The organism is Aeromonas sp. sif2416, from assembly GCF_019218665.1.
GTDB lineage: Bacteria > Pseudomonadota > Gammaproteobacteria > Enterobacterales > Aeromonadaceae > Aeromonas > Aeromonas encheleia.
Map to the genome: position 1 here is coordinate 409,861 of NZ_JAHUXC010000002.1, position 19,982 is coordinate 429,842.

The following is a 19,982-nucleotide window of genomic DNA, read 5'->3' on the forward strand; positions in this document are numbered from 1 at the left end:
ATCCTTAACAGCCAGCGGCCTTGTCCAGGTAGATCGGAAGATCCTGTTGTTCCTCTGCCATGCCATAGAGGTGGCAGGCGGTCTGTTGTCCCGGCCGGATCTCGGCGAGGGCGGTGTACTCCTGGCGGCAGCGCGCGTGGACCTTGCCGCAGCGGGCCTGGAAGCGGCAACCTACCGGCACCTCCAGCAGGTTGAGCGGGGTGCCGGGGATCCCCTCCAGCACGGTTTTCGGGCCGTGCAGGGGCGGGAAGGAGTTGCCGAGCCCCCTGGTGTAGGGGTGCAGCGGCGCGGTCAGGATCGCCTTGGCCGGTGCCACCTCCACCAGCTCACCGGCATACATGATGCCGATGCGATCGCAGAACTCGACCATCAGCGAGAGATCGTGGGTGATGAACAGGATGGAGAAGTTGTACTTCGCCTTCAGGGCATAAACCTTCTGCAGGATCTCCCGCTGCACCACCACGTCCAGCGCCGTGGTCGGCTCGTCCATGATCAGCAGCTCGGGGTTGAGCGCCATGGCGATGGCGATCACCAGCCGCTGGCGCATGCCGCCGGAGAACTGGTGCGGGTAGTCCCGCAGCCGGCTCGGGTGAATGTCGACTATCTCCAGCAGCTCCTGGGCACGCTTGATCGCCTCGTAGCGGGTCAGCCCGGGATTGTGGGCGATCAGCACGTCGCAGAACTGCTCCTCCATGCGCAGCACCGGGTTGAGCGCGTTCATGGCGGACTGGAACACCACGCTCGCCTGACGCCAGCGGTAGCTGCGCAGCCGCGCGTCGTCGAAGCCGAGGATGTTCTCCCCCTTGAACAGGATCTCGCCGCCGCTGATGTAGGCGGGCGGCTTGTGCAGCCGGGCCACCGAGAAGGCGACCGTGGACTTGCCACAGCCGGACTCGCCGGCGAGGCCGAACACCTCCCCCGGCATGATGTCAAAGCTGACCGAGTTGACGGCGCGCACGTCGCCGCTCTCGGTGATGTAGTCGACGCAGAGCTTGCGCACCGACAGCAGGGGTTGTTGCGGGCTCATGCTGTCTTCTCCTGAGCGGCGGTGACGGGAACGGGGGCGGCCAGTTTCTTCCAGCGACGGAGGCCCTTGTGGGAACGCAGCTGCGGGTTGGCTATCTCGTCGATGGCGAAGTTGAGCATGGCGAGGCCGGCGCCCAGGATGGCGATGGCGAAGCAGGGGGCAAGGATCTCCCACCAGGCGCCCACCAGGATGGCGCTCGAGGTCTGGGCGTTGTAGAGCATGATGCCCCAGCTGACCACGGTCGGATCGCCGAGTCCCAGGAACTCCAGGGTCGCCTCGGTGACGATGGCGTAGATGATGGAGCCGATGAAGCTCACCCCTATGATGGAGATGAGGTTAGGCAGTATCTCCACCAGGATGATGCGCCAGGCCGGCTCCCCCAGCACCTCGGCGGCGATGACGAACTCTTTTTCCCGCAGCGCCAGGGTCTGGGCGCGGATGACGCGGGCGCCATAGGCCCAGGAGGTAAAGCCTATGATGAGCGCAATCACCGTCGGTGACGCCTCCCCGATAAAGCTTGCCAATACCAGCAGTAGGGGGAGGTTGGGGATCACCAGCACCACGTTCATCAGGAAGGTGAGGCACTCGTCGATCACGCCGCCGAAGTAGCCGGCGGTGATGCCGATGCTGATGGCCAGGGCGCAGACCAGCAGGCCGGCCCCGAAGCCCACCAGCAGCGAGATGCGGGCGCCATGGGTGAACTGGGACCAGAGATCGTGGCCCATGCGGTTGGAACCCATCACCAGCTCCATGCTGGGGGGCTGGTGGGGGCGGGCGACCCGCTTGGTCGGTTCGTTGCTGGTGAGCAGCGGGGCAAACAGCGCCATCAGCACGAAGGTGACCACGATGGCGAGACCGAAGGCGGCTTTCTTGTTGCCCAATAGGATCTTGAGGATGGTCGGCATGCGCATCTTATTTGCCTCCTGTACGCAGACGGGGATCCAGGAAGACATAGAGCATGTCGGCCAGGAAGTTAAAACTGAGCATGGTGATGGTCATGATGAGCAACTGCCCCTGGATCAGCGGGTAGTCGCGCGCCAGTATGCCTTGATAGAGCGTCAGCCCCAGCCCCGGGTAGTTGAAGATGACCTCGGTGATGAGGGAGCCGCCAATGACGAAGCCGAGCGCCATGGAGAGCGCGGTGACACTGGGCAGCACGGCGTTGCGGGCGCCGTAGTTGAAGATGACCCTGTTGTTGGAGAGTCCCTTGGCCTTGGCCATGGTGATGTAGTCCTCCCCCAACAGGTTGATCATGTTGTTGCGCATGGTGATGAGGAAGCCACCGATCTGCACCAGGGCCAGGGTGCCGACCGGCATGATGGCGTGCAGCATGATGCTCTTGATGTGCTCCCAGCCGAAGTCGGCGGTGATCTCCGGGCTGTAGGCGTAGCCAATGGGCAGCCAGCCGAGGCTGACCCCGAACAGGAACAGGGCGAGCAGGGAGACCACCACCGGCGGTATGGCCTGCATCACCAGGGTGAGCGGCGAGAGGATGCTGTCCATGCGTCCCCCCCGATACCAGGCGGCGAAGATGCCGACGATGGAACCGATGGAGAAGCTGATGATGGTGGAGGTGCCCACCAGGAACAGGGTCCAGCCGATGGCACGTCCGAGCACATCGGCGACCGGCTGTGGGTAATAACGCACCGAGGTGCCGAGATCCCAGGTGAAGACGCTCTTCACATAGGCGAGAAACTGGGTGCTGATAGGGCCGTCAACGAACCCGAAGGTGGCCTTGAGGGCCTCCAGGGCGGCGGGTTCCATCATGGCGCCGGCCCGAGCGAACATGACGGAGACGGGATCCCCTGGCATGGCTCTGGGTAGCAGGAAGTTGATGGTGGCGGCCACCAGGAAGGCGACCAGATAGAAGGAGAAACGTCTCAGTATAAATCCCATGGTGATACCTTTTACTGCAAGCCTGCCCCGCGCCGGGCAAAGCTCCCCCAACCCCGAGCGATACGGGGGATGGAAGACATGGCGGGGAAGAGGGCCCCCCGCGGGGGGCCGAGGTGGTTAGCTGTTTGGCTTGAGTGACAACACGTGCAGCAGACGCTCCGGGGTGTCCGGGTGGAGCTGCGGCTTGGCGACCGGGTTGTCGGCACTGAACCAGCCATTGAAGCGCTTGGTGCTGTATTCGTACCAGGTCGGGTTGTTGAACACCGGGATGATGGTCTGGTTGGCGCCGACGCGCTCCTGGATGGCGAACATGATCTCCTTCTGCTTGGCCGCATCGGCGGTCTGGGTGAAGTCATCGATCAGCTTGTCGAGGGCCGGATCCTTGTAGCGTGGCGCCGCGAAGCGGTTGCCGCGCTCACCCATGTTGCGGGAGTGGAAGGCGGTCTCGAAGTACTTGTGCGGGTTGGCACCGGCAAAGTAACCCTGCAGGGCGACGTCGAAGTCACCGGTGATCAGGTTCTCGGTCCAGACGGTGGCTTCCGGGGTGGAGGTCTTGGCGTTCAGGCCGAGCGCCTGCAGGCCTTCGACCCCGATCTGGACTGTGTTGACCCAGTCGGTCCAGCCGTTCGGTACCAGCACCTTGAACTCGATCTTCTTGCAGCTCGGGGTGTCGAGGAACTTGTCGCCGTCACAGTCCTTGTAGCCAGCCTGTTTCAGCAGTGCCTTGGCACCTTCCAGGTCGAACTTGTTGAACTGGCCGTATTTCTTCTCGACATCCGGGTTGTCCCAGGAGGCGAACGCCTTGCCCAGACCCGACGGGTATTCGTTGACGGTCGGGTAGCCGTAGCCCGCGATGTCCACCATGGACTGGCGGTCCATCGCCATGGAGAAGGCGCGGCGGAAGTTGATGTCGTTGAAGGCTTCGTGGTTGCCCGGGTTCTTGCTCTGGAAGTTGACGTTGAACGCCACTGTGCCGGAGGCGGGGAACCAGTACTTGTTGTTCTTCGGATCGTTGCCGACGTAGAGGCGCTCGATGTCCGGCACGAAGGAACCGAACCAGTCCACGTCACCCTTCATCACCGCGGCCAGTACCTGGTCGTTGGTGGCCATCTGCGGCATGCGGATGCAGTCGATGGCGAGGTTGGCGTTGTCCCAGTAGTGCGGGTTGCGGCACTGGGTGTAGAGCTGGGCGGAGAAGTTGTCCACCTCGGTGAAGGGGCCTGTACCGACCGGCTTGTCGTTGGTGAAGGCCACCGGATCCTTGACGGACTTCCACTGGTGCTCGGGCACTATGGGCACCAGCACTATGTCGTTCACCACGTTGGTGTTGACCTCGGTCAGGTCGAACTTGATCTTGTGTTCACCCAGCTTCTCGATGCTCTTGATCTGAGTCCAGATGGAGCGCTCATCCAGCGCCTTGTTGGCCTTGACCAGGTTGAAGGAGAAGATGACGTCGTCGGCGGTGAAGGCTTCACCATCGGACCATTTGACCCCGTCGCGCAGATCGAAGGTGACCGACTTCAAGTCATCGCTGAAGGCGTAGTTGGTGGCCAGACGATAGACGGGTTTGCCACCCTGCATATCGTTGAAGATCACCAGCGGCTCATAGATGAAGTGACGGGTGGTGTGCAGCAGACCGGCCTGCAGGAAGGGGTTGAAGTTTTTAACCCATGCGGTTTCCTGTTGCGCGACCAGGGTCAGCACCGTCTTGTTCTCGGCGGCCATGGCGGTGCCGGCGGCACCGGCGAGCATCAGGGTCCCCAGCATGACTGAGGTAGCGATTTTGGATACTTTGGCAAGCATATTTTGTCCTTTCTTATTGGTCTTCCATGTTTGGAATGGAGCGCCGAGATCGCATGCTTGGATATCGGCCCTCTATGTTGGTCAGGTTTTGCACCCTTGTAGTTGTGTCATCCAACGCCCTTAGAAAAGCAGAATTAACAGGAAAACAACAACTCTTCATTTCGTCGATATCGTAAAAACTAGAGCCGCCTCGTCATTATCGTCAATTTGTATTTTTAAACCTTTAAAATTATATAGTTGCATTAATTCTCAGGAAACACCAAGTCACCCTTTATGACAGTTCGAAGACGATACTGTGAACTGGATCGTGCTCGATTTTTATCCTGGCAGTTGGCTTTTTTTTGTACTTGAAACAAGAAGCGGGTATTCGGTCGAGGACGTGATCGGGCTCACCGAGGCGAAGCTTGTGCCGGCAGGGGAGGAAAAGGGCGCAGCCGCCGCTGGCATGGTCCCGGATCCTGCCGGCGCCATGCTTCTTTCTCTTGGTTATGGCGCCAGAAATAACAGGCATAAAAAAAGCCAGTCGGCGTGCGCCGACTGGCTTCTCGTGGGCACCGGCATGGCCGGCAGCCGGGTTGCGGCAGGGCTTAGCCTACCAGGCTGGCCCACAGATCGTATTCGTCCGCCTCATCGATGCGGACCTTGACCAGGTCGCCGGGCTTGAGGCCGGTCTCGCCGTTCAGGTAGACCAGGCCGTCGATCTCGGGGGCATCGGCGAAGGAGCGGCCGGTGGCACCCTCTTCGTCCACCTCGTCGATCAGCACCAGCATCTCCTGGCCGACCTTGCGGGCCAGCTTGCGGATGGAGACCCGCTGTTGCAGCTCCATGAAGCGCTGGAAACGCTCTTCCTGAACGTCTTCCGCTACCGGATCCGGCAGCTCGTTGGCCTTGGCGCCTTCCACCGGGCTGTATTTGAAGCAGCCGACCCGGTCCAGCTCCGCCTTGTCGATGAAGTCCAGCAGCATCTGGAACTCTTCTTCGGTCTCGCCGGGGAAGCCGACGATGAAGGTGGAACGCAGGGTGATCTCGGGGCAGATCTCGCGCCACTTCTGGATGCGCTCCAGGGTGCGCTCGACGGTGCCGGGGCGCTTCATCAGTTTCAGGATGCGAGGGCTGGCATGCTGCAGCGGGATGTCGAGGTAGGGCAGCACCTTGCCATCGCGCATCAGCGGGATGACGTCATCCACGTGCGGGTAGGGGTAGACGTAGTGCAGGCGCACCCAGATGTCGAGCTTGGCCAGCTCCTCGCACAGGGCCACCATGCTGGTCTTGACCGGCATGCCGTCGTAGAAACCGGTGCGGTGCTTGACGTCCACGCCGTAGGCGGAGGTGTCCTGGGAGATCACCAGGATCTCCTTCACGCCGGCCTCTTTCAGGCGCTTGGCCTCGGCCAGCACCTCGCCGATGGGGCGGCTCACCAGATCCCCGCGCATGGAGGGGATGATGCAGAAGGTGCAGCGGTGGTTGCAGCCCTCGGAGATCTTCAGATAGGCGTAGTGACGGGGGGTCAGCTTGACGCCGTGGGCCGGCACCAGGCTGGTGAAGGGGTTGTGATCCGGCTTGGCCACGTATTTGTGGACGTGACCCAGCACCTCTTCGTAGGCGTGGGGGCCGGTGATCTCGAGCACCTTGGGGTGGATCTCGCGGATCTGGTTCTCTTTGGCGCCGAGGCAGCCGGTGACTATCACCTTGCCGTTCTCGGCGAGGGCCTCGCCGATGGCTTCCAGAGACTCCTGTACCGCGCTGTCGATGAAACCGCAGGTGTTGACCACCACCAGTTCCGCATCGTCATAGCTGGGCACCACGTCGTACCCTTCGGTACGCAGCTGGGTCAGGATGCGCTCGGAATCGACCAGGTTTTTGGGGCAACCCAAGGAGACGAATCCTACTTTGGGGGCCTGTTTTATGTTGGACATCGCTCAATCACTCTTAGGTGGCTCTCTTATAAGGGCGCGGATTTTACCGGAATGGCTAACCAAAAACTATACAGCCAGTGAAACGGAGCGGAACAATCTTTGTGGTGGTCGGCGTGCTGGCGTTCGAGTGAGAGGATCCGGCTACTCATCGGAGGCGGGAATATGAAGGGGCCGCTTCTGCCTGCCGGGCACGCTGGACGGCGGGCAAGGGCCTCAGGGCTGATGGCGGCGACAGGCACCGGGGCTGGCATGGCCACGGGGTGCACTGCGATCCGATGAGGCGTTCCATGGCGACGCCAGACTGGCATCAGCCAACCCTATATCCACCGGCAGAAAACGGGGCCATAGGCCCCGCTTGTTCAGGAATGGCACGCCTCAGAAGGGGAGTAACCACTGAGTGAGGCATCCCATCAGTATGGCCATGCTCAGGATCACGGTCAGAAATGCCAGGATCATGGGGGTTCGGAATATCGACTTGAGCAGGATCACCTCGGTCAGGCTGGCGCCCGCACTGCCAATGATGAGGGACATGACGGCGCCCATGCCCATGCCTTTGTCCAGTAATACCGACGCAAGAGGGATCACCGCCTCGGCCCGGATATAGAGCGGAATGCCCACGACCGCACTGAACGGAATGGCCAGGGGATTGGCGGCCCCGGCATGGGCGGCTATCCACTCGGCAGGGATAAAGCCATAGATAAATGACCCTATCAGCACTCCCAGCAGCAGGTAGGGCAGGACCTCTTTGAATTGCAGCCAGGCATCGGAGCGCGCCTTGGCGAATGCCGTGGGGATCACCGGCGCCTGAGTCAGGGCCGCAGTGCCGTCGGCGCAGCAGGAGATGCTCGCGGCTGCCTCTGGTTGCGGGGCGCAGCAGTATGGTGCCGCGTTGACCGGTTTGAGCGACTTGATGGGGCCGTTCGCACCGCAAGCGGCGGCCTTCACACCGGCTGACTCAGGGATTGAGGCGCCGCCATTCGTGGCACAGCCGTCTTGCTCAGCATATTTGGGGTCTATGACGTGGCGTTCGAACCCCAGGTTGTCCAGCAGCATGCTCGCGAGCACTGAGACACCGGCTGCGATGACGGCATACAGCAGCGTCACCTGCCAACCGAAGGTGGCCCACATCAGACCGACGATGATCGGATTGAGCAGCGGCGAGACAAACAAGAAGGTCAGGGTTGGCCCAAAACCGGCTTTGGCTGACAAGAGTCCGCGCAACATGGGGATGGTCGAGCAACTGCAGAAAGGGGTCAACGCCCCCAGCGCCGCCGAAATCACATAGCCCCTGCCTCTTCGTGCCCCCAGCATGGCCTGGATCTTCTCGTCGGGGAGCCTCTGGCGTATCAGGCTGACACCGGCACTGATCACCAGAAACAGCACGGACAGCTCGACGGCCAGCAACAGAAACATCCAGGCGGACTGCGCCAGCATGGCAAACCAATCGTTCATCGCAATTTTCCTCTTCTCGTCATTAAAACTATATTTCTAAAATATTCGAAATATAGAAGTGATCAAGATATTTCTGGTATTGTCGAAATATCTGTCGAGCCGGAGTGATGCGTGATGCAGTTGGAAGAGGTTGCCAAGGCGTTGAAGGAGTTGGGTCATCCCACCCGCCTGTTTATCTTCAAACACCTGGTCAAGGCGGGTGAGCAGGGATTGCCGGTGGGCGAGTTGCAAAAGCAGCTTGGGATCCCGGCCTCGACCCTGAGCCACCATGTCGCGGCGCTGGTGTCGGTGGGGTTGGTGGTGCAGATGCGGGAGAGCCGTACCCTCTACTGCGTCTCGCAATACGGGGTGCTGGAGGGGATCATCCAGTTCCTGCAGGAAGAGTGCTGCGTCAATGGTGCTCATCCGGCGACGCCGCACGCCTGATCGCGGACAGCGGCTCCTGCGGAGGAGTGATCTTGATCATTTCAATAGTTCTTGTATAGTTGAAATTATGAGTCTTGCAAGGGGATGAACATGAACGGCATGAACAAAGAGACGGCCACCAGGGTCTTCGAATCGCTCTCTTCCGGCATTCGGCTGGATGTGTGGCGACTACTGGTGAAGGCGGGACTGGAGGGGCGGGTGGCAGGGGAGCTGTCAAGCGAGCTCGACATCGCCCCCAACACCCTGTCATTTCACCTCAAGGCCATGCTCAATGCCGGGCTGCTGTCGGTGGCGCAGGAGGGGCGTTTTTTGCGTTACCGCGCCAACATTCCCCTGATGCTGGGCCTGATCGGTTATCTCACCGAGGAGTGCTGCGCCGGCCACCCCGAGGCGTGCGGCATGATGCGCGCCGAGTCCGCCTGCTCTCCCCATGTTCTGCCCGCGCAGCCCTGCTGCAACAAGGAGTAATGCCATGTCAGCCATTCAGATTTTTGATCCCGCTCTCTGTTGTTCCAGCGGTGTCTGCGGTACCCAGGTCGAGCAGGCGCTGGTCACCTTTGCCGCCGATGTGGCCTGGGCCAAGGAGCAGGGGGTTGTCATCGAGCGCTTCAATCTGGCCCAACAGCCGATGCAGTTTGCCGAGACGCCGGCCGTCAGCGCCTTTCTGACCCACGCAGGGGAGGAGGGGCTGCCGCTGGTGCTGGTGGAGGGGCAGGTGGTGCTGACCGGCCGCTATCCGAGCCGCAGCGAGCTGGCCCGCTATGTGGGTCTGCCCGCGCCGCAGGCGGCCATCAAGGGGATCGTCAAGGGTGATTGCTGCTCCGGCAGCGGTTGCTGCTGATCCCCTGCGTCAACCCAGATAGCCCTGCCGGGCTCGCCACTCTGTCGACAGGAGTTCGTCATGTTTCAGTTTCTGACCGATCCGCCCCCCTTTCTCTTCTTCACCGGCAAGGGCGGGGTGGGCAAGACCTCGCTGGCCTGCGCCAGTGCCGTGGCACTGTGCGATGCCGGCAAGCGGGTGCTGCTGGTGAGCACGGATCCCGCCTCCAACGTGGGGCAGGTGTTTGCCACCACCATCGGCAATCACATCACCGCCATCGCGGCTGTGCCGGGATTGTCGGCGCTGGAGATAGATCCCCCCGCGGCGGCCAGGGCTTATCGGGAGCGGATCGTCGGGCCGGTGCGCGGCAAGTTGCCCGAGAGCGTGGTGCGCAGCATAGAGGAGCAACTCTCCGGCGCCTGCACCACCGAGATCGCCGCCTTTGACGAGTTCACCGCCCTGCTCACCGACCAGGCGTTGCTGGCCGAGTATGACCATATAGTGTTCGATACGGCACCCACCGGCCACACCATACGCCTGCTGCAACTGCCGGGGGCCTGGAGCGAGTTTCTGGAGCAGGGCAAGGGGGATGCCTCCTGCCTTGGACCGCTGGCGGGGCTGGAGAAGCAGCGCAGCCAGTACGCTGACGCCGTCGCCGCACTGGCGGATGCAGCCCACACCCGGCTGGTGCTGGTGGCTCGCGCCCAAAGTTCCACCCTGCGGGAAGTGGCCCGCACCCACGAGGAGCTGGCCGCCATCGGGCTCATGAATCAGCAGCTCGTCATCAATGGCCTCTTCCCCGAGTCTGCCATCGCCGGTGACGGGCTGGCCCAGGCCCTCTGGCAGCGCGAGCAGCAGGCCCTCTCTACCATGCCGCTGGCCCTCAGGGCCCTGGCGCAGGATCCGATCCCGCTGCTTGCCACCAATCTGGTGGGCGTTGAGAGCCTGCGTCAGTTGCTGCAACCCTGTGCATCCAAAGGGAGTCAGGTATCCGTTGCCCAGCCCCATGACAGTGTGACCCAACCCGATCTGGGGACGCTGGTGGACCAGCTGGCCGCCAATGGCCACGGCCTCATCATGCTGATGGGCAAGGGCGGAGTGGGCAAGACCACCTTGGCGGCCGCCGTGGCGGTGGAGCTGGCCAGTCGCGGCCTGCCGGTGCATCTCACCACCTCGGATCCCGCCGCTCACCTGAGCGAGACGCTGGCAGGTAGTCTGCCCCATCTCGAGGTGAGCCGCATCGACCCCCACGCCGAGACCGAGCGTTACCGCGCCCAGGTGCTGGCCACCAAGGGGGCGGCGCTGGACGAGCAGGGGCGGGCGCTGCTGGAGGAGGATCTGCGCTCCCCCTGTACCGAGGAGATCGCCGTGTTTCAGGCCTTCTCGCGCATCATACGCGAGGCGGGCAAGCGCTTCGTGGTGATGGATACCGCCCCCACGGGCCACACCCTGCTGCTGCTCGATGCCACCGGCGCCTATCACAGAGAGATCGCCCGCCAGATGGGCAGCAAGGGGCTGCACTTCACCACCCCCATGATGCAACTGCAGGACCCAAAACAGACCAAGGTGCTGATCGTCACCCTGCCCGAGCCCACGCCGGTGCAGGAGGCTGCCAATCTGCAGGCCGACTTGCGCCGCGCCGGCATCGAGCCCTGGGGCTGGCTCATCAACCACAGTCTGCAGCAAGCCGCGGTCAGCTCGCCGCTGCTGCGACTGCGGGCCGAGCGCCAGCAGCCCCATATCGAGGCGGTCGAACAGCTGCACGCCAGCCGCCATGCCGTGGTGCCGCTGCTCGCCGAGGAGCCGGTGGGGCCGGACGCCCTGCGTCGCCTCTGCCAGCACCATTGAGTCGCCGCCCCGGCCCGCTGCCGGGGCGGCTTGAATGTGCCGTCAACTTGTTATGAACCCTTGTTTTTAACCTTTTTTTGAATCTTGTTTTGAACCTTTTGTTGAACAAATAGGAGATGCGGGATTACTCCGCATCGGGAGCTTTTATGTCTGCAACCTGTGATGCCAAGGCAGTCCCTGCCATCGGCTTTTTTGAACGTTATCTCACCGCCTGGGTCGCCCTCTGCATTCTGGTGGGCATTGGACTGGGGCAGGGGTTGCCGGATCTGTTCAAGGCGATCGGTGCCATGGAGGTGGCCAAGGTCAACCTGCCGGTGGGGCTGCTCATCTGGGTGATGATTATCCCCATGCTGCTCAAGATCGACTTTGGCGCCCTGCATCAGGTGAAGGGTCACCTCAAGGGGATTGGGGTCACCCTCTTCATCAACTGGCTGGTCAAGCCCTTCTCCATGGCCTTCCTCGGCTGGCTGTTTATCCGCGTGCTGTTTGCCGACTGGCTGCCGGCGGATCAGCTGGACAGCTATGTGGCGGGGCTGATCCTGCTGGCAGCCGCCCCCTGCACCGCCATGGTGTTTGTCTGGAGTCGCCTCACCAACGGCGATCCCTACTTCACCCTGTCGCAGGTGGCGGTGAACGACCTCATCATGGTGTTCGCCTTCGCCCCGCTGGTGGCGCTGCTGCTCGGGGTCTCCAGCATAGTGGTGCCCTGGGATACCCTGCTCACCTCTGTGGTGCTCTATATCGTCATCCCGGTCGTGATTGCCCAGCTGCTACGCAAGGCGCTGCTGCAAAAGGGGCAGGCCAGTTTCGATGGTGTCATGGCCCGCATCCAGCCCTGGTCGGTGGCCGCTCTCCTGCTCACTCTGGTGCTGCTGTTTGCCTTTCAGGGCAACGCCATCATAGAGCAGCCGCTGGTGATTGCCCTGCTGGCGGTGCCTATTCTGATCCAGGTACTGTTCAACTCGGGGCTGGCCTACTGGCTCAACCGCAAGGTGGGGGAGAAGCACTCGGTCGCCTGTCCCTCCGCGCTGATCGGGGCATCGAATTTCTTCGAACTGGCGGTGGCCGCCGCCATCAGCCTGTTCGGCTTCCACTCAGGCGCGGCGCTCGCCACCGTGGTCGGGGTGCTGATCGAGGTGCCGGTCATGCTGCTGGTGGTGCGCGTGGTCAACGCCAGCAAACCCTGGTACGAGGCGGGACTGCGCCACTAAGGTTTGCTATCCACTTTTTTATTCACTTAAGCCATGAGAGACACGCAAAATGAGTGCAATCACCATCTATCACAACCCGGAATGTGGTACCTCCCGCAACACCCTCGAGCTTATTCGCAACAGCGGCGTGGAACCCACCGTCATCCATTATCTGGAGACCCCCCCCTCCCGCGACCAACTGGTGGCGCTGATCGCCGCCATGGGGATGCCGGTGCGCGATCTGCTGCGCAAGAACGTGCCCCCCTACGAGGCGCTCGCTCTGGCGGAAGATCGCTTCAGCAATGATGAATTGATCGACGCCATGCTGGCCCACCCTATCCTGATCAACCGCCCCATCGTCGTGACACCGCTTGGCACCAAACTGTGCCGCCCGTCGGAACTGGTGCTCGATATTTTGCCCGATCAGCAAAAAGGGGCCTTCGCCAAGGAGGGTGGTGAGCAGGTGGTGGATGCGAGCGGCCAGCGTCTGCGCTGATGGCGGTGGACTACCCATGCACCTCGGTGGTGAGGAGCTGTATGAGCGCGAACTATCTGCTAAGGTGGCCCTCAGCCGATGAGAGATGATAAGGAACATATTATGAAGACCCAATCCTGGATAGTTGTCGCCACCCTGGTGCTGGCCTCTACCCCAAGCCATGCCGACTGGGCGAAGCTGAAGGAAGCCGCCGCCGATCTGGGGACCGCGGTGAGCGAGACCGGCAAGGAGGCGTGGGCGGGCATTACCGACTTCTCCAAGGCGACCTGGGAGTCGGTCTCCACCTGGGGGGCCGATGCCTACAACAAGACGGGGGCCTGGACGAAAGAGAGCGCGGCCACCGGCAAGGAGTGGCTGACCGCGGCGGACAAGAAGCTCGATACCATGCTGGAGCCCAAGACGCCGACCGAGGCGCGCACCGCGCTGGATACCATGGCCGACACCGCGCTGGTACGGCTGTTCAACGAGCAACCCTCGGCCAAGCTGTTGTTTGACAAGGCCTATGGCTATGCGGTGTTCGACTCGCGCAAGTTCTCCCTGATGATACACACCAACCAGGGATCCGGGGTGGCGGTCAACCGCTCGAGCGGCAAGCACACTTACATGAAGATGTTCGGGGCTGGCATGGCGGCCGGCTTCGGTGGCAAGTTCTATCAGCAAGTGATGTTGTTCGAGACCAAGCAGACCTTTGACAACTTCGTGAACAAGGGCTGGGAGGCGACCTCGGAGGCGGGCGTCGTGGCAGGCAAGGAGAGCGCATCGCTCGATGGCGGCTACAACGGCGGCATGGCCATCTACCAGCTTGGCGAGCAGGGTCTGATGTACGGCGTCAGCATCACCGGATCCAAATACTGGATCGACGAGGATCTGACCCAGTAAGCGTCAGGATCTGTTGTTATCGTGGCCCGCTCGATGCGGGCCATTTTTTATGCCGCATCCGGGTGCCATCGTTACCGGCTGCCGGGGGCTAGGCCCGAAAAGGCGACCCGATGCGCACCGTTCCCTTCCTTTTTCACCGCGCCAGCCCCGGCCCCTCAGCGGGCTGGTTTCGTCTGAATGATGACCAGTCGCCATCGCTGGTCGCAGGATCCGTCTTCATTGGCACCCTAATTGCTTACAGCCTGTCAGCGTCAATGATTTGTCTGGGGATGAAGATGGAAATAAGTGCAAGCAGCCTGATGCAAGAGATGCAGGCGCTCAAGGTCGAAGCCGGCGCCACGCCGCTGAGCCAGCCCGGTCGTCAGGTCAATTCGGATTTTGGCCAGATGCTGCAACAGGCCCTCAACAACGTCAACGAGCTGCAGGGTGGTGCCAACGATCTGCGCACCCGCTTCGACATGGGCGACAAGTCGGTGGACCTGTCCGAGGTGATGATCGCCGGGCAGAAATCCTCTATCGCCTTCGAGGCGACGGTGCAGGTGCGTAACAAGATGGTCGATGCCTACAAGACCATCATGAACATGCCGGTATAAGAAACCCATGGCGACTGAGCATCATGAAGATGTCAGCAATAAGGACATAATCCGTGGCTACTGATCAAAACGGCGATCTGCTGATCAACAACGACGGGGCTGCGGCCCTCGATGAGCACGAGCAGAAGAGCTCGGCGCTGGGCTTCCTGTCCAACACCGACGTGCTGCGGCAGATCACCCTGATCCTGGGGTTGACCATCTGTCTGGCCATTGCCGTCTTCATCCTGTTGTGGGGCAAGGAGCCGGAGATGCGTCCGCTCGGCACCTTCAGCACCCAGGAGCTAGTCTCCACCCTCGACTATCTGGATCAGCAGAAGATCCCCTATCAGGTCGAGGGCAAGAGCGTGTTGGTCAGCGCCGAGAAATATGCGGACATCCGGCTGGGCCTGACCCGGGCTGGTCTGACCGGCAACGGTGATGTCAGCAACGATGGTGAGTCCATCCTGCTCAAGGACTCCAGCTTCGGCGTCAGCCAGCGCATGGAGAACGAGCGCCTCAAGCTCAGCCGCGAGCGCCAGCTGGCCAGCGCCATCGAACAGTTCCAGAACGTGGCCAAGGCCCAGGTGCTGCTGGCCATTCCCAAGGACAACGTGTTCGCCCGCAACGAGCGCAAGCCCAGCGCCACCGTGGTGCTGAGCCTGAGAGGCAGCGCCCTCGGTCAGGGAGAAGTGGACTCCATCGTCGACATGGTGGCCTCCGCCGTGCACGGTCTGGAGCCGACCCGCGTCACCGTCACCGATCAGAACGGGCGTCTGCTCAACTCCGGCTCCCAGGATCCGCTCTCGGCCCAGACCCGCAAAGAGTTTGCGATGCAACAGAAGCAGGAGCTGGAGTACAAACAAAAAATTGACGCCATCCTGATCCCGGTATTGGGGGCCGACAACTATACGGCGGAGGTGGATCTCTCCCTCGACTTCTCCCAGCAGGAGCAGACCCGCAAGACCTACAACCCGGACTTGCCGGCCGTGCGCTCCGAGATGACTGTCGAGGAGAACAGCGCCAACGGCGGCAATGGCGGTGTGCCAGGCGCGCTCTCCAACCAGCCACCGGCCGCCTCCAGCATTCCCCAGCAGGCGACCGGCGCCGATGCCGACGCGAGCGCGGCGAGTGGCCGCTCCCGCAAGGAGGCGACCCGCAACTTCGAACTGGACACCACCGTCAGCCACATCCGGCGCCAGCAGGGCGGCATTCGTCGCATGACGGTGTCGGTGGCGGTGGATTACAAGGCCATCCCCGGCGCCGACGGCGCCGTCACCCGGGAGGCCCGCAGCCAGGCCGAGATCGACACCCTGCGCCGGCTGCTCAGCGGTGGCCTCGGCTTCGACGTGACCCGGGGGGATACCCTGGAGGTGGTCGCCATCCCGTTCAACCGCCCCGAGCTGGAGGCTGTGGCCGACATGCCGCTCTACGAGCAGCCCTGGTTCTGGCGCGCGGTGCGCATCGCCGCCTCCGTGCTGGTCATCATAGTGCTGATCGTCACCGTGGTGCGGCCCATGCTCAAGCGCCTGCTCTACCCGGATGCGAGACCGGAAGGGGAGCTGGACTTCGACAACCACACCGTGCTGGGTGGGGATGACGAGCTGAGTCTGCTGGCGGCGCAAGCCGAGGCCGAGCCCGTGTTCGGGGTGCGCGACGGTCACCTGAAGCTGCCGGATCTGCACCGGGATGAAGACTTGCTCAAGGCGGTGCGTGCGCTGGTGGCGAATGAACCGGATCTGGCCGCTCAGGTCATTAAAGAATGGGTAACGAACAGAGATGCCTGAAGACAAGAAGAATCAAGTCACCGGTAACGACATTACCGACGTGCAGCGCCAGATCCTGGACCAGATGGCCGGGATGGAGATGGCGGCCGTGTTGATGCTGAGCCTCAACGAAGAGGATGCCGCCCAGATCTTCCGCCATCTGGAGCCCAAGCAGGTGCAGCGGCTCGGCATGTCGATGGCCTCCATGTCGGACTTCAGTCACGATCGGGTGGCGGCGGTGCATCGTCAATTTATCGACGACATCCAGAAATACACCAACATCGGCATCGGCAGCGAAGACTTCGTGCGCAAGGCCCTGGTGGCGGCGCTCGGCGAAGACAAGGCCAGCAACCTGGTGGATCAGATCATCCTGGGATCGGGGGCCCGCGGCCTCGACTCCCTCAAGTGGATGGATGCGCGCCAGGTGGCCAGCATCATCCAGAACGAACACCCGCAGATCCAGACTATCGTCCTCTCCTATCTGGAGCCGGAGCAGTCCGCCGAGATCCTGAGCCAGTTCCCGGAACAGGTGCGGCTGGATCTGGTGATGCGCATCGCCAACCTGGAAGAGGTGCAACCGGCGGCGCTGCAGGAACTGAACGACATCATGGAGAAGCAGTTCGCCGGTGCGGCCGGGGCTCAGGCCGCCAAGATGGGTGGCCTCAAGGCCGCCGCCAACATCATGAACTACCTGGATACCAACATCGAAGGCCAGCTGATGGACTCCATCCGCGAGTCGGACGAGGAGATGAGCCAGCAGATCCAGGACTTGATGTTCGTGTTCGAAAACCTCATCGATGTGGACGATCGGGGCATCCAGACCCTGCTGCGGGAAGTGCCTGGGGATCTGCTGCAACGGGCCCTCAAGGGCTCGGACGATCAGATGCGCGAGAAGGTATTCAAGAACATGTCCAAGCGGGCCGCCGAGATGCTGGCGGACGATCTGGAGGCCATGGGGCCAATCCGGGTCTCCGAGGTCGAAGCCGCCCAGAAGGAGATCCTCTCCACCGCCCGCCGTCTGGCGGATGCGGGCGAGATCATGCTGGGTGCCGGCGGTGGCGAGGAGTTCCTCTAAGCCATGGATCAGCAACAGCGTGATGATGTCAGCCTTGGCCAGGAGCGCCTCTAGAGCATGAATAACAACAAGCAACGGGGTTACGTCAGACCCGAGACGGACGAGAGCCAGGTGCAGACCTGGGGCTGGCCCGAGATGGAGGTGATCTCCGAGGTCGAGCGCAATGCCCTGGGGCTCAGTCCGGATTGGTACCGGCAGGAGCAGGAGGCCGAGGCCCCCGCCCCCGAGCCGGAGGAGGAGCCGACCCCCAGCATCACGGCGGAAGAGCTGGAGGCGATCCGCCAGGCCGCCTGGGAAGAGGGCATGGCCGATGGCCGGGAGGCCGGTTTTGCCAAGGGGCTGGAGGAGGGCAAGCTGGAGGGCTTGCAGCAAGGCCATCAGGCGGGTCTGGAGCAGGGCAGGGAGGAGGGGCTGGCCATGGGGCGCGAGCAGGTGGAGCAACAGATTGCCCACTGGCAGACGCTGGCCGATCGCCTCGCCAACCCCCTCAGCGAACAGGATCAGGCGGTGGAGCAACAGCTCATCGCCCTGGTGCAGCAGCTGGCCCGCGCCCTCATCCGCCACGAGGCCGAGACCTCCCCCCGGCTGCTGCTGGAGGCGCTCAAGCAGGGGTTGGCCCTGTTGCCTGCCGCCGAGCAGGGGGTCACCCTGCTGCTGCACCCGGACGACGTGGCCAGGGTCGAGCAGGCGTTCGGGGTGGAGGAGTGCGCCAAGCGCGGCTGGCGGTTGCAGAGTGACCCCACCCTCTCCCCCGGCGATCTGCAGCTGGCTACCAGCCTCTCCAGCATCGATATGGCCCTGTCGGGACGCATCGATCAGCTGCTGCGCAATTTCCTGCGCGACAATGCCGACTAATCCCCTGTCTCGGATCGTCATGGTGGCATCGCATTGCTGCGCACTGTCTCCCGGCGGCGTGGCAATGCCGACTGACCCTGAGTCTCGGCCTCTTTTTCTTCTATCTCTGGAGGCGCGATGACTGCGTCCTTGCTCAAGCGGCTGCAAGGCTACCGGGTGCGTGATCTGGCCCCCATACCCCCGGTGGCGGGCAAGCTGACCCGGGTGGTGGGGCTGACGCTGGAGGCCATCGGCTGCCGCGCCGCCATCGGCGCCCTCTGCCGCATCGACACCCAGGATGGCGTGCTGGAGGCCGAGGTGGTGGGCTTCTCCGGCGATCGGCTGTTCCTGATGCCGAGCGAGCAGCTCAAGGGGGTCATTCCCGGCGCCCGGGTGGTACCCATCACCGAGGATCACGGCATCCCGGTGGGCATGAACCTGCTCGGCCGGGTCATCGACGGCATAGGCCAGCCCCTTGACGGGCTCGGCCCCATCATCGCCTCCCAGACGGTGCAGTTTGCCCAGCATCGCATCAACCCGCTCTCCCGCCGCCCTATCCATAAGCCGATGGACGTCGGCGTGCGCGCCATCAACGCCGTGCTCACCGTGGGCCAGGGCCAGCGCATGGGGCTGTTCGCCGGCTCCGGCGTGGGCAAGTCAGTGCTGCTCGGCATGATGACCCGCGGCTCGGTGGCGGACGTGGTGGTGGTCGGCCTCATTGGCGAGCGGGGCCGGGAGGTGAAGGAGTTCATCGAGGAGATCCTGGGGGCCGAGGGGCGCGAGCGCGCCGTGGTGGTGGCCGCCCCGGCCGATGCCTCGCCGCTGATGCGCCTCAAGGGCTGCGAGACGGCGCTGGCCATCGCCGAGTATTTCCGCGATCAGGGGCTCAACGTGCTGCTGCTGATGGATTCGCTCACCCGCTACGCCCAGGCCCAGCGCGAGATCGCCCTGGCGGTGGGGGAGCCCCCAGCGACCAAGGGCTACCCGCCCTCGGTGTTTGCCAAATTGCCGGCGCTGGTGGAGCGGGCTGGCAACGGCAGCGACGGCCAGGGCTCCATCACCGCCTTCTTCACCGTGTTGACGGAGGGGGACGATCTGCAGGATCCCATCGCCGATGCGGCGCGGGCCATCCTCGACGGCCACATAGTGCTGGCGCGGGAGCTGGCGGATGCGGGCCACTATCCGGCCATCGACATCGAGAAGTCCATCAGCCGGGTCATGCCCATGGTGACCTCCCCCGAGCACATGGAGCTGGCGCGCACCTTCAAGCAGTTTTACTCCCTCTATCAGCAGAACCGGGATCTCATCACCATAGGCGCCTACAGCCAGGGCTCGGATCCCCGCATCGACAGGGCCATCATCCAGAAACCCTATCTGGATCAGTTCTTGCAGCAGAAAATGCGCGAGGTGGTTCCCTACGACGAAGGCCTGCAATCCCTGCACATGGTGGCCATGCCACTGATGCGCTGATGCCATGAATCTGGAGTGCGACTATGAGTAAAGGATTGGAGTTGCTGGCCGGACGGCTGGTGGAGGCCGAGCAGCAGGCCGCCCTGGCGTTGGCCAAGGCCCAGCAGGATCTGAAGCTCTTCATGGATCAGCAGAACGCGCTCAACCAGTACCGCCAGATCTATCACCAGCAGTGGACCGACCGTGGCCTGCAGGGGATCACCCCCCAGCAGAACAGCCAGTATCACGCCTTCATCAACAAGCTGGAGAATGCGGCGACCCAGCAGTACCAAGGGGTGTTGCAGGTGCGCGAGGCGCTGGCCCAGTGCCGCACCGACTGGCTGGAGGCCCAGCAGCGGCGCAAGGCCGTCGAGATGCTGCTCGACAAACAGGCGGGGCGCGCGCGCCAGAAGGCCCAGCGTCAGGAGCAGAAGATGCTGGATGATTACGCCATCTTGCGGCGCTATCACCATTCTGGCCTGTAATTTGCTTCCTTCTGGCGAACGCCGCCGCATAGCCTGAATACCTCCCGCTCG

The 19,982-nt window shown here is 62.8% G+C and carries 19 protein-coding genes; 13 read left to right on the forward strand and 6 right to left on the reverse strand.

Annotation, left to right across the window (positions count from 1 at the left end; genetic code table 11):
• Window positions 1-4 precede the first annotated feature (4 nt).
• The 6 genes from KW821_RS05245 to KW821_RS05270 all read right to left on the reverse strand — a co-directional run bounded on the left by KW821_RS05245 (window position 5) and on the right by KW821_RS05270 (window position 8,094).
• A complete protein-coding gene (locus tag KW821_RS05245) occupies window positions 5-1,027 on the reverse strand; it encodes an ABC transporter ATP-binding protein (RefSeq protein ID WP_218290670.1) in 1,023 nt (340 codons plus the stop codon).
• Entirely contained in the window at window positions 1,024-1,938 is a 915-nt protein-coding gene (locus KW821_RS05250) for an ABC transporter permease (RefSeq protein ID WP_218290671.1), read from the reverse strand. The genes KW821_RS05245 and KW821_RS05250 overlap by 4 nt, the downstream gene beginning before the upstream one ends.
• A gap of 1 nt (window position 1,939) precedes the next feature.
• Window positions 1,940-2,923: an ABC transporter permease gene (locus KW821_RS05255; RefSeq protein ID WP_218290672.1), complete on the reverse strand. Its 984-nt coding sequence runs from the start codon at window positions 2,921-2,923 to the stop codon at window positions 1,940-1,942.
• Between the two features lie 117 nt (window positions 2,924-3,040).
• Entirely contained in the window at window positions 3,041-4,726 is a 1,686-nt protein-coding gene (locus tag KW821_RS05260) for an ABC transporter substrate-binding protein (protein ID WP_042652617.1), read from the reverse strand.
• 587 nt (window positions 4,727-5,313) lie between these two features.
• Window positions 5,314-6,642, reverse strand: a complete 1,329-nt coding sequence (gene rimO, locus KW821_RS05265) for a 30S ribosomal protein S12 methylthiotransferase RimO (RefSeq protein ID WP_042652615.1) — start codon at window positions 6,640-6,642, stop codon at window positions 5,314-5,316.
• Window positions 6,643-7,017: 375 nt separating this feature from the next.
• Window positions 7,018-8,094 carry a permease gene (locus KW821_RS05270; RefSeq protein WP_218290673.1) on the reverse strand — a complete coding sequence of 359 codons (1,077 nt, stop codon included), beginning with the start codon at window positions 8,092-8,094 and terminating at the stop codon, window positions 7,018-7,020.
• 114 nt (window positions 8,095-8,208) lie between these two features.
• On the opposite strand from KW821_RS05270, the gene KW821_RS05275 reads away from it, so the two are divergent.
• The 13 genes from KW821_RS05275 to fliJ all read left to right on the forward strand — a co-directional run bounded on the left by KW821_RS05275 (window position 8,209) and on the right by fliJ (window position 19,931).
• Complete coding sequence (locus KW821_RS05275) at window positions 8,209-8,520, forward strand: helix-turn-helix transcriptional regulator (RefSeq protein ID WP_033131092.1); 312 nt, start codon at window positions 8,209-8,211, stop codon at window positions 8,518-8,520.
• A 99-nt stretch (window positions 8,521-8,619) separates the two neighbouring features.
• Window positions 8,620-8,988: a helix-turn-helix transcriptional regulator gene (locus KW821_RS05280; protein ID WP_218290824.1), complete on the forward strand. Its 369-nt coding sequence runs from the start codon at window positions 8,620-8,622 to the stop codon at window positions 8,986-8,988.
• Between the two features lie 4 nt (window positions 8,989-8,992).
• A complete protein-coding gene (gene arsD, locus KW821_RS05285; protein WP_218290674.1) occupies window positions 8,993-9,361 on the forward strand; it encodes an arsenite efflux transporter metallochaperone ArsD in 369 nt (122 codons plus the stop codon).
• A 60-nt stretch (window positions 9,362-9,421) separates the two neighbouring features.
• Window positions 9,422-11,188, forward strand: coding sequence for an arsenical pump-driving ATPase (gene arsA / locus KW821_RS05290; protein WP_218290675.1), 1,767 nt, complete (start codon window positions 9,422-9,424; stop codon window positions 11,186-11,188).
• Between the two features lie 146 nt (window positions 11,189-11,334).
• Window positions 11,335-12,399: an ACR3 family arsenite efflux transporter gene (gene arsB / locus KW821_RS05295; protein WP_218290676.1), complete on the forward strand. Its 1,065-nt coding sequence runs from the start codon at window positions 11,335-11,337 to the stop codon at window positions 12,397-12,399.
• Window positions 12,400-12,448: 49 nt separating this feature from the next.
• Complete coding sequence (gene arsC, locus KW821_RS05300) at window positions 12,449-12,874, forward strand: glutaredoxin-dependent arsenate reductase (protein ID WP_218290677.1); 426 nt, start codon at window positions 12,449-12,451, stop codon at window positions 12,872-12,874.
• A gap of 102 nt (window positions 12,875-12,976) precedes the next feature.
• Window positions 12,977-13,753, forward strand: a complete 777-nt coding sequence (locus KW821_RS05305) for a hypothetical protein (protein ID WP_218290678.1) — start codon at window positions 12,977-12,979, stop codon at window positions 13,751-13,753.
• Between the two features lie 275 nt (window positions 13,754-14,028).
• Window positions 14,029-14,346: a flagellar hook-basal body complex protein FliE gene (gene fliE, locus KW821_RS05310; protein WP_042652845.1), complete on the forward strand. Its 318-nt coding sequence runs from the start codon at window positions 14,029-14,031 to the stop codon at window positions 14,344-14,346.
• A gap of 53 nt (window positions 14,347-14,399) precedes the next feature.
• Window positions 14,400-16,109, forward strand: coding sequence for a flagellar basal-body MS-ring/collar protein FliF (fliF, locus tag KW821_RS05315; RefSeq protein ID WP_218290679.1), 1,710 nt, complete (start codon window positions 14,400-14,402; stop codon window positions 16,107-16,109).
• Window positions 16,102-17,163 carry a flagellar motor switch protein FliG gene (gene fliG / locus KW821_RS05320; RefSeq protein ID WP_042652607.1) on the forward strand — a complete coding sequence of 354 codons (1,062 nt, stop codon included), beginning with the start codon at window positions 16,102-16,104 and terminating at the stop codon, window positions 17,161-17,163. Before fliF ends, fliG begins: the two co-directional genes overlap by 8 nt.
• 57 nt (window positions 17,164-17,220) lie before the next feature.
• Entirely contained in the window at window positions 17,221-18,018 is a 798-nt protein-coding gene (fliH, locus tag KW821_RS05325) for a flagellar assembly protein FliH (RefSeq protein ID WP_218290680.1), read from the forward strand.
• 117 nt (window positions 18,019-18,135) lie between these two features.
• On the forward strand, window positions 18,136-19,467 hold the full coding sequence (gene fliI, locus KW821_RS05330; RefSeq protein WP_042652605.1) for a flagellar protein export ATPase FliI: 1,332 nt from the start codon (window positions 18,136-18,138) through the stop codon (window positions 19,465-19,467).
• A gap of 23 nt (window positions 19,468-19,490) precedes the next feature.
• Window positions 19,491-19,931 carry a flagellar export protein FliJ gene (gene fliJ / locus KW821_RS05335; protein WP_218290681.1) on the forward strand — a complete coding sequence of 147 codons (441 nt, stop codon included), beginning with the start codon at window positions 19,491-19,493 and terminating at the stop codon, window positions 19,929-19,931.
• The last annotated feature ends 51 nt before the right edge of the window (window positions 19,932-19,982 follow it).

What these genes read in the sequence shown, in the direction of transcription:
- arsD (WP_218290674.1), top strand. Translation starts at nt 8,993, where the DNA reads ATGTCAGCCATTCAGATTTTTGATCCCGCTCTCTGTTGTTCCAGCGGT.
- fliJ (WP_218290681.1), top strand. Translation starts at nt 19,491, where the DNA reads ATGAGTAAAGGATTGGAGTTGCTGGCCGGACGGCTGGTGGAGGCCGAG.
- KW821_RS05280 (WP_218290824.1), top strand. Translation starts at nt 8,620, where the DNA reads ATGAACAAAGAGACGGCCACCAGGGTCTTCGAATCGCTCTCTTCCGGC.
- fliE (WP_042652845.1), top strand. Translation starts at nt 14,029, where the DNA reads ATGGAAATAAGTGCAAGCAGCCTGATGCAAGAGATGCAGGCGCTCAAG.
- fliG (WP_042652607.1), top strand. Translation starts at nt 16,102, where the DNA reads ATGCCTGAAGACAAGAAGAATCAAGTCACCGGTAACGACATTACCGAC.
- fliH (WP_218290680.1), top strand. Translation starts at nt 17,221, where the DNA reads ATGAATAACAACAAGCAACGGGGTTACGTCAGACCCGAGACGGACGAG.
- KW821_RS05305 (WP_218290678.1), top strand. Translation starts at nt 12,977, where the DNA reads ATGAAGACCCAATCCTGGATAGTTGTCGCCACCCTGGTGCTGGCCTCT.
- KW821_RS05245 (WP_218290670.1), bottom strand. Translation starts at nt 1,027, where the DNA reads ATGAGCCCGCAACAACCCCTGCTGTCGGTGCGCAAGCTCTGCGTCGAC.
- KW821_RS05275 (WP_033131092.1), top strand. Translation starts at nt 8,209, where the DNA reads ATGCAGTTGGAAGAGGTTGCCAAGGCGTTGAAGGAGTTGGGTCATCCC.
- fliI (WP_042652605.1), top strand. Translation starts at nt 18,136, where the DNA reads ATGACTGCGTCCTTGCTCAAGCGGCTGCAAGGCTACCGGGTGCGTGAT.
- KW821_RS05250 (WP_218290671.1), bottom strand. Translation starts at nt 1,938, where the DNA reads ATGCGCATGCCGACCATCCTCAAGATCCTATTGGGCAACAAGAAAGCC.
- KW821_RS05255 (WP_218290672.1), bottom strand. Translation starts at nt 2,923, where the DNA reads ATGGGATTTATACTGAGACGTTTCTCCTTCTATCTGGTCGCCTTCCTG.
- arsA (WP_218290675.1), top strand. Translation starts at nt 9,422, where the DNA reads ATGTTTCAGTTTCTGACCGATCCGCCCCCCTTTCTCTTCTTCACCGGC.
- arsC (WP_218290677.1), top strand. Translation starts at nt 12,449, where the DNA reads ATGAGTGCAATCACCATCTATCACAACCCGGAATGTGGTACCTCCCGC.
- arsB (WP_218290676.1), top strand. Translation starts at nt 11,335, where the DNA reads ATGTCTGCAACCTGTGATGCCAAGGCAGTCCCTGCCATCGGCTTTTTT.
- KW821_RS05260 (WP_042652617.1), bottom strand. Translation starts at nt 4,726, where the DNA reads ATGCTTGCCAAAGTATCCAAAATCGCTACCTCAGTCATGCTGGGGACC.
- KW821_RS05270 (WP_218290673.1), bottom strand. Translation starts at nt 8,094, where the DNA reads ATGAACGATTGGTTTGCCATGCTGGCGCAGTCCGCCTGGATGTTTCTG.
- rimO (WP_042652615.1), bottom strand. Translation starts at nt 6,642, where the DNA reads ATGTCCAACATAAAACAGGCCCCCAAAGTAGGATTCGTCTCCTTGGGT.